The organism is Chitinivibrionales bacterium (assembly GCA_035516255.1).
In the GTDB taxonomy this organism is placed as follows: Bacteria; Fibrobacterota; Chitinivibrionia; order Chitinivibrionales; family FEN-1185; genus FEN-1185.
Map to the genome: position 1 here is coordinate 174,372 of DATJAL010000047.1, position 16,231 is coordinate 190,602.

10 protein-coding genes are annotated in these 16,231 nt (G+C 56.7%); 8 read left to right on the forward strand and 2 right to left on the reverse strand.

All coding sequences use genetic code 11. The features are described from left to right. The first annotated feature begins 8 nt into the window (after positions 1-8). The 4 genes from VLX68_14020 (at position 9) to VLX68_14035 (ending at position 6,683) form a co-directional block, all read left to right on the forward strand. The gene (locus tag VLX68_14020) at positions 9-1,604 is read left to right on the forward strand and encodes a FecR domain-containing protein (protein ID HUI93359.1); all 1,596 of its coding nucleotides are present in this window, start codon (positions 9-11) and stop codon (positions 1,602-1,604) included. 244 nt (positions 1,605-1,848) lie between these two features. Next, positions 1,849-3,612 (forward strand): cellulase family glycosylhydrolase, encoded by a 1,764-nt coding sequence (locus VLX68_14025; protein HUI93360.1) that lies wholly within the window; start codon positions 1,849-1,851, stop codon positions 3,610-3,612. Between the two features lie 39 nt (positions 3,613-3,651). Continuing rightward, on the forward strand, positions 3,652-5,850 hold the full coding sequence (locus VLX68_14030; GenBank protein HUI93361.1) for a glycoside hydrolase family 9 protein: 2,199 nt from the start codon (positions 3,652-3,654) through the stop codon (positions 5,848-5,850). Positions 5,851-6,032: 182 nt separating this feature from the next. Beyond that, positions 6,033-6,683 carry a nitroreductase family protein gene (locus VLX68_14035; GenBank protein HUI93362.1) on the forward strand — a complete coding sequence of 217 codons (651 nt, stop codon included), beginning with the start codon at positions 6,033-6,035 and terminating at the stop codon, positions 6,681-6,683. A gap of 213 nt (positions 6,684-6,896) precedes the next feature. On the opposite strand, the gene VLX68_14040 is transcribed toward VLX68_14035, so the two are convergent. Then, positions 6,897-10,103, reverse strand: coding sequence for a UvrD-helicase domain-containing protein (locus VLX68_14040; GenBank protein HUI93363.1), 3,207 nt, complete (start codon positions 10,101-10,103; stop codon positions 6,897-6,899). 405 nt (positions 10,104-10,508) lie between these two features. Then, entirely contained in the window at positions 10,509-10,871 is a 363-nt protein-coding gene (locus tag VLX68_14045; protein HUI93364.1) for a hypothetical protein, read from the reverse strand. A 221-nt stretch (positions 10,872-11,092) separates the two neighbouring features. On the opposite strand from VLX68_14045, the gene pyrR reads away from it, so the two are divergent. The 4 genes from pyrR to VLX68_14065 all read left to right on the forward strand — a co-directional run bounded on the left by pyrR (position 11,093) and on the right by VLX68_14065 (position 16,230). Further along, positions 11,093-11,641 carry a bifunctional pyr operon transcriptional regulator/uracil phosphoribosyltransferase PyrR gene (gene pyrR, locus VLX68_14050; protein ID HUI93365.1) on the forward strand — a complete coding sequence of 183 codons (549 nt, stop codon included), beginning with the start codon at positions 11,093-11,095 and terminating at the stop codon, positions 11,639-11,641. A gap of 79 nt (positions 11,642-11,720) precedes the next feature. Then, positions 11,721-12,647 carry an aspartate carbamoyltransferase catalytic subunit gene (locus VLX68_14055; GenBank protein ID HUI93366.1) on the forward strand — a complete coding sequence of 309 codons (927 nt, stop codon included), beginning with the start codon at positions 11,721-11,723 and terminating at the stop codon, positions 12,645-12,647. Beyond that, positions 12,640-13,986, forward strand: coding sequence for a dihydroorotase (locus VLX68_14060; protein HUI93367.1), 1,347 nt, complete (start codon positions 12,640-12,642; stop codon positions 13,984-13,986). Before VLX68_14055 ends, VLX68_14060 begins: the two co-directional genes overlap by 8 nt. 396 nt (positions 13,987-14,382) lie before the next feature. Next, a complete protein-coding gene (locus VLX68_14065; GenBank protein ID HUI93368.1) occupies positions 14,383-16,230 on the forward strand; it encodes a serine/threonine-protein kinase in 1,848 nt (615 codons plus the stop codon). Position 16,231: the final 1 nt, after the last annotated feature.

Sequence of the window (16,231 nt, forward strand, 5' to 3'; positions counted from 1 at the left end):
AGATGATTATGGAAATAACAGACAATAACGACATTCCAGGAATGGACTTGCTCAGGCAGGACATTTCGGCCCCATCGGGAATGTTCGACCGCATTGAAGCTGCCCTGTTTGACAGAATTGAAAAGTTCGAGCGCGGCCAGTCCCCTGAGAAGACAATGCCGCCCTGGGAAGCCGTTGTCGCTTTGGACGAGACTGTCCCTCCGGAACTTGTCGATAATTCAGAGCAAGAGTTGTTCGACAGGATTTCTCAAGCCGATAATGCCGAGCCATGGGAATTGTACGTTAAAAAAGATATCATCGGCACGGAAGATCTCTCCGCGCTTGAGAAAAGACTGTCGTACACCATTCCCGCAACGTCAACGCCCTATTCCTTTCCGCTGCTGTTTTCAACCATGTCTCTTGCGATCTCAAAATACAAAACAACTTTTATCGCGCTCCTCATTCTGGTTTTCGGCGTATCCGCGTTTTACGGCTGGTACGCCTTCAGGAGCAATGATCTGCCGCTCGCGACAATACTGACCGCACAAGGCGGGATGCCTCGTTTGGCCGGCATCGTCCGTGAAAGCCAAACAGTGCGGTCGGCCGCCGGCCAGACACTGGTTCTTTCAAACAGACGCGGCACTGTGGTTGTTGCAGACGGCGCAGAGATCACCATTCGCAAGGCCAGGCGCCGCCGCATGGAATATGCCGTTGATTTCAAGGAATATACCCCGGAAACGGCCGGCCGTGTTATTTTCGCTGTCACCAAAAAAATACCTGGCCAGGAATTCTCGGTGACCACCAAAGATTATACGATTCACGTCGTGGGCACGGTGTTCAGGCTTACTCCGCAGGCGCGGGGGCGCACCGCCGTGCAGGTGCTTGAAGGGGCCGTTTGGATCGAGGGCGAAGGCGTTGCGACGCTTGTCACGGCGGGCGACCTGTTTGCGTTCAGCGACAAGGCCGGCGCCTATGCTGTTGCCCAAGCTGAAATGGACCGTTTGCCAAACAGCCAGAATCATCCTCTGCCGGAAACGGCGTTTGCGCCGCGGAAACCGGAGCCGCAATTCCATCATGTCAATAAAGGCTTTTCGCCGCCCCGCGACTCGCTTCTCGAGCTTGCGGTACGGCTGGAAGCGCTGGACTGGAAAAAATCCGTTGAGACCTACCGGGCCGTGCTTGCCCGCTCGGGGTCGTCAGCCTACGGCAGGGAGATCGCGCTGTTTTCCATCGGGCGGCTGCTGTACGACAACGGCGCGGCCGCACCCGAGATCAGGGAAGCGTTTAACGAATACCTGAAAAAATTTCCCGGGGGCAATTTTACCGGCGAATCGTACCTCCGGCTTGCCGACCTCGAGTATAAGACCGATCCGGGCAGGGCTCTGGTCTGGTACGAAAAATATCTGAAGGAATTTCCGCTCACCCAGAACACTGCGGCCGCCGAATACAAAGCCGGCCTTATCCTGCTGCAGCAGAACAAGCGCGGCCGGGCAGCGGCGTTGCTGTCAAACGCCCTGAGCGACGCTAAAAATTACCCGGCCGACCAAATCGCTGCAATACGGCGCACGCTTGACAATGCGAAAAGTCCCCGGAACGACAGCGCCAAAAACGGTTCATTACCGTAGACATCGACTCGCGCCATGCCATTCCGGGTTTCCCGCCTCTCCGGTCCAGCCTGGAACAAAAAAATCATTCGCATTGAACCGCAAATATCTTGCTTACCACTAATTATTAATCAGAGCAGACATAGATTCCTTTTGTCATCCAATAAACAACTGGTTAATGAATATCGATGAATTGATCCAGAATACTATCGGCACAGGAAAATTATCTCGGAAAGAAATCCTTTAACCACCGGAGGCACGTATCATGCATTTACCGTTCAAGTCTCTAAACAAAAAAGTCTTTTTATTTGTCGCAGCTTTGGCACTTTTCATCTCCCCATCTGCGCACGCCGCGAACGTGTGGGCGGTCGATTCCATCGGCAACATTACCCGAAATGACTCCGCCTTCCGCGTCAAGGGCGGATCCTGGTTCGGACTCGAAGGAAGGTATGAGCTCTCCACGGACGCGACCAACCCGCGAGGAGCGCCCATGGAATTATACATGGGCAACGTGTTCTGGGCGCAAAGCAGCCGCACCATCGCCGGGGATGCGGTCGAGATAAAAAACCTGGGATTCAACTGCGTGAGGATACCGCTTGTTCCCCAGACCCTCGATGACAGCGATCCGCAGGGCATAGACCCGGTCCTGAAAAATTCCCCGTCCGTGCGTATTCAAGGCGCTTTTACCGCGCTCAAGACGATGATCAAAGCATGTTCCGACGCCGGGCTCTACGTCCTGTTGGACATCCACTCCTGCTCAAATTACGTAGGCTGGCGAAAGGGCCGCTTGGACGCGCGTCCGCCATGGACAGACGCGAACCGCGACAATTACGACTTCAAACGTGAGGATTGCTCCTGCGCGGCGGATGGTAACCCGAGCACGGTCACCCGCATCCAGGCCTACGACGTTTCGAAGTGGCTGGCCAACCTGAAAACGCTGGCCGGCCTTGGCTCGTCGATCGGCGTGGACAACATCATGGGCATCGACATCTTCAACGAACCCTGGGACTACAGTTGGACCGAATGGAAATCGCTCATCGAGCAGGCCTACGCGGCGATCAGCTCCGTGAATCCCAACATTCTGATTTTTGCCGAGGGGATCGGCAGCAGCAACGGCAACCAGGACGGCACCCCGAACACGGTAAACAAGACGCCGCATGGAAATGATTCCACGACAAACCCAAACTGGGGCGAGAACCTGTATGAAGCGGGCGCCAATCCGCCCAACGTGCCGAAGAACAAGCTGGTGTTCTCGCCGCACTGCTATGGTCCTTCGGTATGCACGCAGCCGATGTTCGCGGACTGGGATGCCCAGCCGCAGTGCAAGAGCCTCCAGGAAGACGCCTTTGGTGACGCGAAATGCCAGATCGTGATCGATCCGGCGAAGCTCGAAGTGGGATGGCAGGAGCACTTCGGATACCTGAGGGCCCTCGGATATGCCGTTTGCATTGGAGAATTCGGCGGCAACATGGACTGGCCCAGAAAGGCCGAGATCCGCATGCAGAACCGCTACAGCTACATCACCGACACAACGGTTGACCGGCAGTGGCAGAACGCCTTTGTAAACTATCTGCTCAAGGTGGGCATATACAATTCCTTCTACTGGTCGATCAACCCGGAATCCAGCGATACCTACGGGATTTATACCACTCCTTATGACCCCGTCTCCAACACGGGCGGCTGGGGGACATGGTCGGGCACCGATCCACGGAAGCTTGGCCTGCTCGCAAAACTCTGGAACGCGGCCGGAACAGGCGCGCTTGTCAATCTTGGCGCCGTCAGGAGGGTTTCAAGCTTTCACATTTCAAATGAGGGACTGATCACCTATTCATTGCCCAGGGCGGCAATTGTCTCGCTGAAACTCTATGATCTTAACGGCCGTTTGCAATCGGAAATAATCGGCCGGCACCAAGGGGCGGGTTTTTATTCCCTGCGTCCGCGGCAGATGGCGGTTGCCGCCGGACCGTATGTGGCGGTTTTTAAGGCCGGCGAATATGTTTCGAAACAAATGGTATGTTTCACAAAATAGCTTTTATCGTTGATTGGCAATGTCAACAGAAGGGGCATCATGAAATTCATTCCGCAGGCATTTTTATCCATGATATTTCTAACTACCCTTGCCTCCGCCGCCTACAATTACGGCGAGGCGCTCCAGAAGGCCGTTTACTTCTACGAATGCCAGCAGTCCGGGCCGCTGCCGGCATGGAACCGCGTTGCCTGGCGCGGCCCGAGTTGCATCCACGACGGCGCGGACGCGGGAAAGGACCTCACCGGCGGCTGGTATGACGCCGGCGACCACGTGAAGTTCAACTTTCCCATGTCGTTTTCCGTCACCATGCTGTGCTGGGGCGTCGTGGAAAACCGCGACGCCTATGAAAAGAGCGGCCAGCTTCCCTCCATTCTCAATACCATCCGGTTTGCCGCCGAATATCTCATCCGGTGCCACACCGCGCAAAACGAATTCTACGGTCAGGTCGGCGACGGCGGGCTCGACCATTCGTTCTGGGGACCCGCCGAGTCCGTGGAGTCCTTGATGAAACGGCCCTCGGCGAAAATCGACGCGACGCATCCGGGATCGGACCTCGCGGGCGAAGCCGCGGCGGCGCTTGCAGCAACATCGCTGGTGTTCAAATCGACTGACCCGGCTTTTTCTGCCACCTGTCTCACCCATGCGCAGCAGCTGTATTCGTTCGCCGACCAGTACCGCGGAAAGTACGATGCGTCAATCACCGCCGCCCAGGGGTATTACAACTCCTGGAGCGGCTATCACGACGAGCTCGTGTGGGGCGCGGTCTGGCTGTACCTGGCGGGCGGAGACAATTCGTATCTTGCTAAAGCGGAATCATATTACGACAGCCTCAACACCGAGCCGCAGTCGACCACGAGGTCGTACAAATGGACCATCGCATGGGACGACAAGAGCTACGGCTGCTACGTGCTCCTCGCGAAACTCACCGGCAGCCAGAAATACAAGGACGACGCGCAGCGCTGGCTCGACTTTTGGACCGTGGGCGTGAACGGCCAGAAAATAACGTATACGCCTGGCGGCCTTGCCTGGCTCGACCAATGGGGCTCCAACCGCTACGCCGCAAACACCGCGTTCTGCGCGCTGGTGTACGCCGACAGCGTCGCGGACGCATCCGTCAAGACTCGCTACCATGATTTCGCGGTGCGGCAGATCAATTATATGCTCGGCGACAATCCTATGGGCCGCTCGCTGGTGGTGGGATACGGCGTGAACCCGCCCTGCCACGAGCACCACCGCACCGCCGAGGGATCATATCCCGGCGACGCCGGCGACACCATCGCCTGCCTCCACACGCTGTACGGGGCGCTGGTGGGCGGCCCCGACGCGAGCGACAATTACGTGGACCAGCGCAGCAACTACACGCAGAACGAGCCGGCCTGCGATTACAACGCGGCGTTCACCGGCGCGCTCGCCCGCCTGTACAAGGAATACGGCGGCGATCCGCTCGCCGTGTTCCCGCCCCCGGAGCCCGTGCCCGAGCAGTTCTACATTCTCGCCAAGGTAAACGCCAGCGGCACTGGCTTCACCGAGATCGACGCGGTCTTGTGCAACAAGACCAACACGCCCGCGCGCGTGTGCAGGCACCTTTCGTACCGCTATTTCGTCGACCTGAGCGAGGTCGCCGCGGCGGGAATTCCACTTAGTCAAGTCACCATCTCCACCAATTACATGCAGGGCAAGGCCTCGGTCGGGCCGCTCACCGCCTACAACGGGTCATCGACCGTTTATTACGTCGAGGTTTCCTACGAGGGGGATTCGCTGTTCCCCGGCACCCAGGACTCGTACAAACGGGAGGCGCAGTTCAGGATTCAACTGCCCAACAACTCGGCCGCGGCCGCGTGGGACCCGACCAACGACTGGTCGTACAAGACCGTCGGCGTTTCGGGCCAGGCGATCAAGGCCGTCAACATGCCGATTTACGACGGCGGCGTGCAGATATGGGGCGCTGAGCCGGGCAAGCCCGCGGTGAACGTAATTGCGGATAAAGCGCCGGCCATCGATAAAAAATGCAATTGCAGGATCAGATGCGACGGCAGGTATATTTCCTTTGAACCAATGATTCAGCAGGGAATGGGGCTAGACTTGATTTCCGCCGCCGGCCAAAAGGTTTTTTCATTCCGCGCGGTCAACAGCAGGAAAATATCCGTTGAGAAAATCAAGCCCGGCGTTTATTTCCTGGAATTGTCGGATGGTAATAAAAAACCGATCACGCGACAATCAATCATTGTCCAACAGTAAATGGTAATCTTTTCTTGACCTCACCCCAACCCCTCTCACGAATCGGAGAGGGGGCTTTTTTTGCCAACTGCATTTTAATTTTCAAACATTCATTCCTTTGCTAATCCTACGCCAATTTGTTATTATTAGCTTATCGCGGCCTGAAACATTTTCTGGAACGAACCCGTTTAAAGGGGTCTTTAATGAACTCGGACAAAATGAATGATCTTCAACCGATCGTGCTTCCCAGGCCTAAAGACTGGCGCGGCAAATCCGTTTACGCGGCGCTCAAGGCCAGACAGACGAACCGCTCGCTGAGCGATAAAAAACTTTCTTTACAAACGCTCTCAAACCTGCTCTGGGCGGCAAACGGAGTGAACCGGAAGACCGGCCCGTTCAAACTTCCCGGAAGAACCGCCGCCTCGGCGAGCAACTCCAGGGAAATCGACGTGTATGCCGCGCTTGAAAAAGGGGTCTTCCATTATGAACCGGAGGCCCATCGACTGGACCCGGCGGCGAAAGGCGATCTCCGATCGATGGCCATCGGCCGCGGGCAGGAGAAGTGGGGCGCCAACGCGCCGGTGCGGCTCATCTACGTGGCGGACATTGACAAATTCAAAACGTCCGGTTTCGACGAGCCCCGGCTGCACGATCCCGAGGGACAAAAGGCCTATTATTACGCCGACACTGGCCTCATCGCGGGAAACGTGTACCTGTTCGCCGCCGCGCAGGGGCTTGCGGCGTGGTTTCACAACTGCGACAGGGAGGGAGTAGCGAAGGAATTGAATTTGCCCGAAAGCAAGAGGCCGCTGTTCGGGCAGACGGTGGGGTATCCGGGGAAAACAAAAGAATAATCATTTGGACGATTAATTTGAAAGGAATTTCCGCGGCAGGATAATTTGGTCAAGGCGGTTAAATTTGATGCGATTTGATCAACAGCTACAAATGGTACAGTTACCTCCCCGGGGGGAGGTGGGCGGGACGTTACAATAAGCATTTTCCTTACGGGGCCTTAGGGGCGGAGCCCCTACCATATCTTGATCTTGTTTTATCTGGTATAATTTTTCTCATGTAAACAGCTCCCCCATAAAATCCGTCTGCTCGCACTCCGCAACCTTTTTCACCTTCATCGCCGCCGCCTTCTCATACGTCTTTAATTCTTCTTCAATGTCCGAAAGATACGGCGACGGCCTTGCATCGATTGTTTTCCCATACAGCGTGCGGCGCCTTGCATGGATGAGATAGAGCAGCTCTTTTGCGCGCGTCATTCCCACGTAGAAAAGCCTGCGCTCCTCGGCCGGATCAAATTCCTTTCCTTCCCTAAGAAGCGGCACAAGCCCCTGCTCGCATCCCGCAATGAACACCACCGGAAATTCGAGCCCCTTGGCCGCGTGCAGCGTGAGCAACGAGACTTTTTCCGCGGCCGGTACTAGCGAGTCGTCGGATTGCTGAAGCTGGATGTAGTCCACGAAAAACTGCAAGCTGACTTGAAGGCGCGCGATGCGCAGGAGCCGGCTGAACAGGTCCTTACTTGACTTTTCCTTTTCAATCCGGTCTTTGATTCCCGGACTTTGCGCCAGTTTATTCAACGCCGTTTCAAGACCCTCATCCTGAAGCTCCCGCGACATTCCTGAGACAAAATCCTGCCAGACCGCTTTTTTTTCGAAGCCCAGGGACCGCTTCAACGCTTTGAGACTTTCCGCTTCCATTTCATTCCCCGATGCGAGCAGGAGGAGCGCGACAATGTCCTTGACAAACTCATAGTCGGCAAGCTGTTTGTCCCCCGACACCTGATAGGGAATGCCGCTGCGTTCAAACGCCTCAACGACGGCAAGGCTCTGGGCGTTCGTGCGGTACAGTACGGCGCAGTCGCCGAATGTCTTTTCGCCGCTTTCCGCTCCGTCAACCCTGCCGCTGTCGTGCGAGAACATGCTGGTGCCGCCCACCAGCTTTTCAATCTGGTGGACGATATATTCCGCCTCGGCAAGGTCGGTCGCCGCTTCGTGGATGACAAGCCTGCCCTCGAGATGCAGCGCGGCCGTCGGGGGAGGAACGCTCCCGCTGCTTTCTGCGGATATCACATGGCCACTTGCCGTGAGCAGATTCGATGCGGAGCGGTAGTTCTCAGAAAGAAAGACGGTCTCGGCGCCGGGAAACGTTTTTTCGAACATGCCGAAGAACCGGACGTCCGACCCGCGGAACCCGTAAATCGCCTGGTTCGGGTCGCCGATCGCGGTGATGCGCACCCCGTCGTGGACGAGAATTTTTAAAAGTTCATGCTGAACATCGTTGATGTCCTGGTATTCATCCACAAATATGAAACGATAGACTGACCGGACTTCGCGGAGCGCGAATTCGTTTTCGGCAAGCAGTCTCACGGCAAAGCGGAGAATGTCGTCAAAGTCAAGAAGGCCGGATTCATGAAGGGCCGCATCATACTGTTCAATCTCCGGATCGGCCTCCAGCGATGAATAAAAGGACTTGTTTTTTAATACCGCCTCGAGCAGCGCCTTTCTCCGCGAAGGCGGCCATCCGGGAAACGCCTTTTTGACGGCTGTGTCGCGCTGGACGTCGGTGGCGATGGAAAAATTCTTAGGCGCATTCGACCGTTCGGGATACAATCGCAACAAGTCGAGGCAGAACCGGTGAAACGTGCCGACAAAATATATTTCGTCCGCAGTGTCCCCAACGAGAGACGAGATGCGCACGCGCATTTCCTCGGCCGCCTTGTTGGTAAAGGTAATGGCGAGGATTTTTTCGCGGTTTTTAAGAAGTGGAATTGTTTTAGCGATCCTGTGGACGAGGGTGTGGGTTTTTCCCGTACCGGGGCCGGCAATAATCAAGAGATGGGAACCGGCGTGATCGACGGCCGCGTGCTGAACTTCATTTAATCCTGCGCCTTGTTTTTCTCCTTTGATTTCCTGAGGAATTTTTGGCGCAGGACTTTTTCCCCGGTTTTCCGGAACGGCTTTTTTTTTATCGCCGGGCAGTATTCGTTTTACGCTTTCTTTCTCTTTTCTTACAATTGAGTCTTCCCGGGATTCATCATCAAACATGGTTAATTGTCGCTTCTCCGCTTTGCGCTCTTTGTCTGAAAATATTTTTATCGTCCCATATTCTCCGTCGTATCCCGCGTTCACCGTGACCTCGCCATTGCGCACGCGGCGCACACCCTCCGCGACCATGTCGCCCGCAGCTTTTGCTATCCTGTCAAGCGTCGCGTCGAGCAGGGCCGCAAACTCGCCGCCGATGTCGCCCACGAGCCGGTTGTACAGTATGTCAACCTTCTGCGAGGCCGGCCCGACGCCAAGGCATTCGCCGATGATCTCGGCGAGCGGGATCATGCTTTTATACGGTCGCCACCGTTTTCCCTTTTCGCCTTCGGCCCGGTCGGCAAGCTCCTCGACCCGCGCCATGACGCCCACGGTCACGGGCTTTCCGCACACCGGGCACAGGCCCTTGTTTTTAAGGGTATCGCGCGGGTGCATGCGTGTCTGGCATTTGCGGTGGCCGTCGTAATGGTACTTTCCCTCCTCAGGGAAAAACTCGACGGTGCCGAGAAGTCCCTTGTCGCTCGGATCGCGCAGCGCGTTGAGCAGCCCCGCGTACGACAGGTCCGTATCGAACATGTTGGCCTCTCGGCCGAGCTTGTTCGGCGAATGCGCGTCGGAATTTGAGACCAGCAAAAAATTATCGAGGATTGACAGCCGCCAGTTCATGAGCGGATCGGATGACAGGCCCGTCTCCAGTGCGTAAATATATTTAGTCAGGTCACCGAAGCATTCCTCGACGGTGTTGAACCCGCTCTTTGACCCGAGCACCGAAAACCACGGCGTCCATACGTGCGCGGGAACCAGGATGGCGTCGGGATTGCACGACAGCACGATTTCGAGCAGGTCGCGGCTGTCAAGCCCAAGGATAGGCCTGCCGTCGGAGCGGATGTTGCCGATGGCCTCGAGCTTTAAGGTCAGCTTTTCCAGCGTTGAATAATCGGGCACAAAAACGACATTGTGTACCTTGCGGACTTTGCCGTCCCTTTTGTAAATATTTGAAATTTCCGTTGAAAGAATGAACCGCACGTCGCCTTTGCATGACGGCGGAAGGTCTTTTTCGATCACTTTGCAAAACTCCGGCTTCAGCCTGAACAGCCCATTACCGCACGGAGCAAGCTTTGTTTTAATTTCTTCGTACCATTTCGGGTGCACGCAGTCGCCCGTGGCCACCACCTGAATGCCCTTGAGCTGCGCCCACAGCCACAGATGTTCAAAGTCCAATTGGCTGCTTGTCGCGCGGGAATATTTGGAGTGGATGTGGAGGTCGGCGTAGTATTTCATGGCAAAAGAAAAATAAATAATAAATTTAAAGGCGGGGGAAGTATCCCCCTCGCTTCAGCCCGTCCGCGCACCTTGATAATTTTAAGGATTTCAAGTAAATAAAATTATTCCCAAGATCGTAGTCCTATCGGTTTTAAAATCAGTGAGGCGATTGAAAATAAAAATTTAAAACGTATCATTCTGTTTCTCCCCCGGGCGGCCTGCGGACGCGATAGAACCTTCAAGAAAGGGATCGCTTCGCCGGCCGCCTCCCCCTTTTTATAGCACTCTAATCTTCTTCTCTGCGTCTGTGCGTTGGATTTTATTTTTTTCTCTGTGCTCTCTGTGTCTCTGTGGTGATTTTTTTTATCCGTCTCTTTTTACCGTTTCCGGCGAAAACGCCGGCGTACACACCGCGATGTATTCAGCGCCTTCGGCGCCGGGCGTGGAATACTGGACCCATTCTCCTGCGTGGGCAATCACGGCCTGACCTGCATTTACCTCAATCGTTCCGGTCTTGTGTTTCACGTGAACCCTGCCTTTGAGTACCACCGTGTATTCATCGAACGCAGGCGTCTGGCCCGGCTCGACCCATCCCTGCGGGCTTTTCATCCTCGCAACACTTACACCGGTCGTGTTTGAATTGATGCGGCCGATGAACTCCTCGATTTTCTTGGGTTTGTTGCCGGCGGCAGAAACAATGGTTGGTTTTTCGATGAGGCGGGGCATGGTTTTTCTCCTTTTTGATAATATAAAATATCCAGGTGGGGAAAGCATCCCCCTCGCTCGAGCCCCCTCCTGGGTGCAGCCGGGCACCAGCCGTGGCAGCCCGAGCCGAAGGCGAGACCGGAGCGAGGGCCGACCCCTTCGCGCAGGGGAACGCCCGGATTTTTATTCATATTTAAAATTTTCTTTTTAATAACTAATAGCCCTAACTATTTTTTACCCCGATGAAGCAGATCGAACTCCTCATGGATGCGACTGCCTTGGACCGGGCCCTCACCCGGATTTCCCACCAGATATTGGAAAAAAACCAGAACCTCAAGAAATTCGGCATCGTGGGCATGCAGACGCGCGGCGTGTACCTGGCCCAGCGCATCGCGGCGAAGATCAACGAGCTCGAGAAGACCAAATTCACCGCGGGCGTGCTCGACATCACCATGTACCGCGACGACTACCGCAGGGCGCTCAAACAGCCCAAGGTGAAGGTCACCAACATTCCGTTCGACATCAGCGGAATCGACATGATCCTGGTGGACGACGTGCTTTACACCGGGAGAACCGTTCGCGCCGCGCTCGACGCGCTCAACGACTTCGGCAGGCCCAAGAGCATACAGCTCGCGGTGCTCATCGACCGCGACTATCGCGAGATGCCCATCCGCGCCGACTACGTGGGCATGACCGTCACCACGCGCAAGAACCAGGAGGTGGCGCTCAAGGTGAAGGAAGTCGACGGCGAAGACTCTTTATGGCTCATGGAACTCGAAAAGGGCGATTAGAAATAACGCCAATGAAAATAAGGAAATCTTACTCATTAGTTAAAATCATGTACATCATTTTCCAATCTAGAGAATCCCTGTGGCGCTGACCATAAAGCATCTGCTCGGCCTCGAAGGCGTGTCGAAGGAGGACATCACCCTCATCCTCGACACGGCCGACACCTTTTACGAGGTGCTCCAGCGCGAGATCCCCCAGGTGCCCACCCTGCGCGGCAGGACCATTGTGAACCTCTTCTTCGAAAACAGCACGCGTACGCGCATGTCGTTCGAGTTGGCCGAAAAGCGGCTCTCGGCGAGCCCGCTCAACTTCTCCACCTCCACGAGCTCGGTTGCCAAAGGGGAATCGCTGCGCGACACCATGCGCAACATCGAGGCCATGAAGATCGACATGGTGGTGGTGCGGCACAGCGCGGCGGGCGCGCCCTTGTTCCTCACGCGCTGCACCGACGCGGCCATCATTAACGCGGGCGACGGCTTGCACGAGCACCCCACCCAGGCGCTGCTTGACATGATGACCATACGCCAGAAGCTGAAAAAACTCGACGGCCTCAAGGTGGCCATCATCGGCGACATCCTGCACAGCCGCGTGGCACGCTCAAACGCCTGGGGCATGACGACCATGGGCATGGACGTGACGCTGTGCGGCCCGCCCACCCTGCTGCCGCAGCACCCCGATGTCCTGGGCGTGCGGGTCACCGACAGCATGGACGAGGCGCTGCGCGGCGCCGACGTCGTGATGCTTTTGCGGCTCCAGCTCGAGCGCCAGGGAAGCGGCCTGTTCCCCTCCATCCGCGAATACCGCGAGCGCTACGGGCTCGACCTTGACAAATTAAACAAGCTGCCCGGCGACATCATCGTGATGCACCCCGGCCCCATCAACCGCGGCATCGAGCTCGCCTCCAACGTGGCCGACTCGGGCAAAAGCGTGATCCTCGACCAGGTGACCAACGGCGTGGCCGTGCGCATGGCCGTCCTCTTCCTTCTCGGCGGAGGCGAGCGTGTATAAGAAACCCAACGGCCAGACCGTGTATAAGCCCGGCATCGAGGCCCATCCCGCGAACATCCTCATCAAGAACGGCCGCGTGATAGACCCGGCCAACCGTATCGACGAGCAGGTGAACGTGGGCGTGGAAAACGGCGTGATCAAATTCCTGGGCAAGGAAGTTCCGCAGGGATTCCGGCCGCAGGAGGAGATTGACGCGGAGGGAATGTGGGTGGTGCCCGGCCTCATGGACATGCACGTGCACCTGCGCGAGCCGGGACGCGAGGACAAGGAGACCATCGAGACCGGCACGCAGGCCGCGGCCGCCGGCGGGTTCACCGCGGTTGCCTGCATGCCCAACACCAACCCGGTGCTCGACGAGGAATCCAAGATCCGCTACGTGGTGCAGCGCGGACAATACTGCCCGTGCCGCATCTATCCGGTGGGCTCCATCACCAAGGGGCTTGCGGGCGAGGAGCTGTCGCCGTTCGGCGAGATGGTGCGCGCCGGCGCCAGGGCAGTGAGCGACGACGGCAAGAGCGTGCGCAAGTCCAACATGATGAAGAACGCGCTCAACTATTCGAAATCATTCAAGATACCCGTGATCTGCCACTGCGAGGACGTCGACCTCTCGGCCGGCGGCCAGATGAACGAGGGTCTCGCATCCACGCGTTTGGGCCTGCGCGGCATCCCGTCGATCGCCGAGGACATCATCGTCACGCGCGACCTCATGCTCGCGGCGTACACGGGCGCGCGCGTCCATATTGCGCATGTGTCAACCGCCGGCGCCGTGCGCATGATCCGCGACGCCAAGCAGCGCGGCGCGGCCGTCACCTGCGAGACCTGCCCGCACTACTTCACACTGTGCGACGACGACATCGTCGGCTGGGACACCAACCGCAAGATGAACCCGCCGCTGCGCACCGACGCCGACCGCAAGGAGATCATCGCGGCGCTTTCCGACGGCACCATCGATGTGATCGCGAGCGACCACGCGCCGCACGTGAGCGAGGAGAAGGACGTGGAGTTCGACGCGGCCAGCTTCGGCGTGATCGGGCTCGAGACCTCGCTTGGCGTTGCGCTCACCCAGCTTGTCGCCAAAGACATCCTCATGCCCGCCGACCTCGTGGAGAAGATGAGCCTCGCGCCCAACCGGATCCTCGGGCTCGACGGCGGCACGCTCTCCATCGGCAAGCGCGCCGACATCACCATCATCGACCCCAAGACCAAATGGACGGTCGACCCCGAAAACTTCTTCTCCAAGTCCCGCAACACGCCGTTTGCCGGCCTCGAGCTAGCGGGATTTGCAAAAGCGACGATACTGGGCGGGGCGATTGTGTATATACGAGATTCAAGCAAATAAAATTCAATCGGGGGAGAAGTCTCTCCCCCGGCCTCGGCCTCCTCGCCGCAAGCCCGAACCTTCAGCTGGGCGCACCCTTGTTGCGACAGGTAAAAGACAAAAGAGGTTGATTCTGATTTGATTGATCACTGCCCGCTGGGCTACTGACATCTAATTTTTTAGAGCACGCTTGTGAGCGGTGGTTGCTTAAGACGACTGATTGCCTGCAAACACTCCGAATTTTTCCCGCCTTTGTAAACTTTTTCCCGTTCAAATAAGTCAAGAAATCGGTTGATATTTTTCCTCTTTTATACTAAGATATATAATGGAATTTTCAGCGTTTTTAGCTGCAGGTTCAGGCGGCCCAAACAGTTTGATACCGAGCAACGCTGTACCGTCCACCATTCGGAAAAGCTGATGGAAACACTCAGCAACAATCAAAAACCGGGCGACGACGCCGAAAATGCCGGCTCGTTCACCTTCAAGCGCGTGCCCCATGTGATGATCCTGCCCGACGGCTCCAAACCCGACACATTGGGTTCAGGAACCATCTCTTCCCTCTTGGGTGTTGGCGGTATGTCAAACGTGTATGAAATCTGGAATCCCCAGCTTGAAATGAAACGGGCGGTAAAACTCCTGCACCCGAATTATTCCAAAGAGTCGAAGGAGCGGTTTGAAACGGAAATTAAAATTACCGCCAAGCTCGACCATCCGAACATCGTCGAAATCCACGCGGTGGGCGAATGGAACGGTCTTCCCTACATCGAGATGGAAAAGATCGAGGGCGTCACGCTCGAAAAACTGCTGAGCGACCGGGGCGGGCTGCCGTTCGAGGTGTGCACGTCGATCGGCATCATGATGAGCCGGGCGCTGCGCTACGCGCACAGCCACCAGTACACCCTGTACGGCGAAACCTACCGGGGCATCATCCACCGCGACCTGAAGCCCAACAACATCATGGTGACCGACGAGGGCAATGTCAAGCTCATGGACTTCGGCATCGCGCGGCCCATCGACGCGTCGATCCACACCACCGACAGCACATCGGTCATGGGCACCATGCAATACCTGTCGCCGGAGCTGCTCGAGGGGAAAACGCCGGACATCCGCACCGACATCTATTCGCTCGGCGCAATCCTGTACGAGGTGGTCACGGGCATCAAGGCATTCACGGAGAGCAACATCTCAAAGCTGATGCTTTGCAAAATAAGAAACGAATACAAACCGCTTGACTCGTTCAAGCTCAAGATCCCGCCCCGGTTAAAGCGGCTCATCAGGAAATGCCTGAACCGCGAACGCGAAAAACGGCCCCCGGACGCCGCGGCCATGCTCGCGGAGCTCACCAGGATCCACAAGGCGCTGACGCCGCAGACGCCCGAGGCGGTCATGCAGGCGTTCGTGGGAACCGGCGGAGAAAAAATGGTGGTGGGGATCAAGAGGCAGATTCCGGTTTGGCCGATTGCCGCCGGTCTTGCCGCGATGATTTTTATTGCCGGTGCGGTTCTGATATACCGATCTGTCAACAAATCCCGGCGGGCAGCGCCGGCGGTTGTCGCCGTGAAAACGGCCCGGCCGCCTGTAATTGCGCAGGCCGGGCCTGAATTGAAAAAACCTGCTCCCGGTAAGCCGCTCGAAAAATCGGCCAGGCCCGCAAGACCCGTATCGCAGGCGGCCATCAACAAGACAACGGAGCCCTTGCGGAAAACCGACGTCACCATCATCGACGAACTCAAGAACCGGTTCGGCACGCAGGACGCGCTCGAACTTTTTGTCAAGGAGATAAAACTCGGAAAGTTTGACGAGGCATCCAAGGTGTTTGGGTATATTCCGGCGGACGCACAGCAGTCCAAGACCGCCCTCATTTACAAGATGCGAATGTTCGAGGGCCTAGGCGACAAGACCAATCTCGAACAGATGATGCTGACCCAGGCCGTTGACGACGCAGAATTCTACCTTGAAAAGGCGAAATACTATTACGGTGCGGGCAATTCGGAAAAATGCCTTGACTTCCTTGACGCGTGCGCAAAATCGCGGGGCGAATTCCTTGACGCGGCGGCGCTGCGGCAGGACGTGCTCTACTACAAGGCGCTCTGCTACTCGAAGGAATTCGACAGCCATCCGAGCCGCGCCACCATGAAAAACGCCCTCGATTCGTGGTTCGAGGTCAAGCTGCTGCTGCGCGATTCGGCGGCCCATCCGTATTTCAAAAAGGCGGAAAGCGAAATGCAGCGGATCGGCGACAAGGCAAAGGACATAAAAGGATAAT

What these genes read in the sequence shown, in the direction of transcription:
- VLX68_14025 (HUI93360.1), top strand. Translation starts at nt 1,849, where the DNA reads ATGCATTTACCGTTCAAGTCTCTAAACAAAAAAGTCTTTTTATTTGTC.
- VLX68_14030 (HUI93361.1), top strand. Translation starts at nt 3,652, where the DNA reads ATGAAATTCATTCCGCAGGCATTTTTATCCATGATATTTCTAACTACC.
- VLX68_14045 (HUI93364.1), bottom strand. Translation starts at nt 10,871, where the DNA reads ATGCCCCGCCTCATCGAAAAACCAACCATTGTTTCTGCCGCCGGCAAC.
- VLX68_14035 (HUI93362.1), top strand. Translation starts at nt 6,033, where the DNA reads ATGAACTCGGACAAAATGAATGATCTTCAACCGATCGTGCTTCCCAGG.
- VLX68_14020 (HUI93359.1), top strand. Translation starts at nt 9, where the DNA reads ATGGAAATAACAGACAATAACGACATTCCAGGAATGGACTTGCTCAGG.
- pyrR (HUI93365.1), top strand. Translation starts at nt 11,093, where the DNA reads ATGAAGCAGATCGAACTCCTCATGGATGCGACTGCCTTGGACCGGGCC.
- VLX68_14065 (HUI93368.1), top strand. Translation starts at nt 14,383, where the DNA reads ATGGAAACACTCAGCAACAATCAAAAACCGGGCGACGACGCCGAAAAT.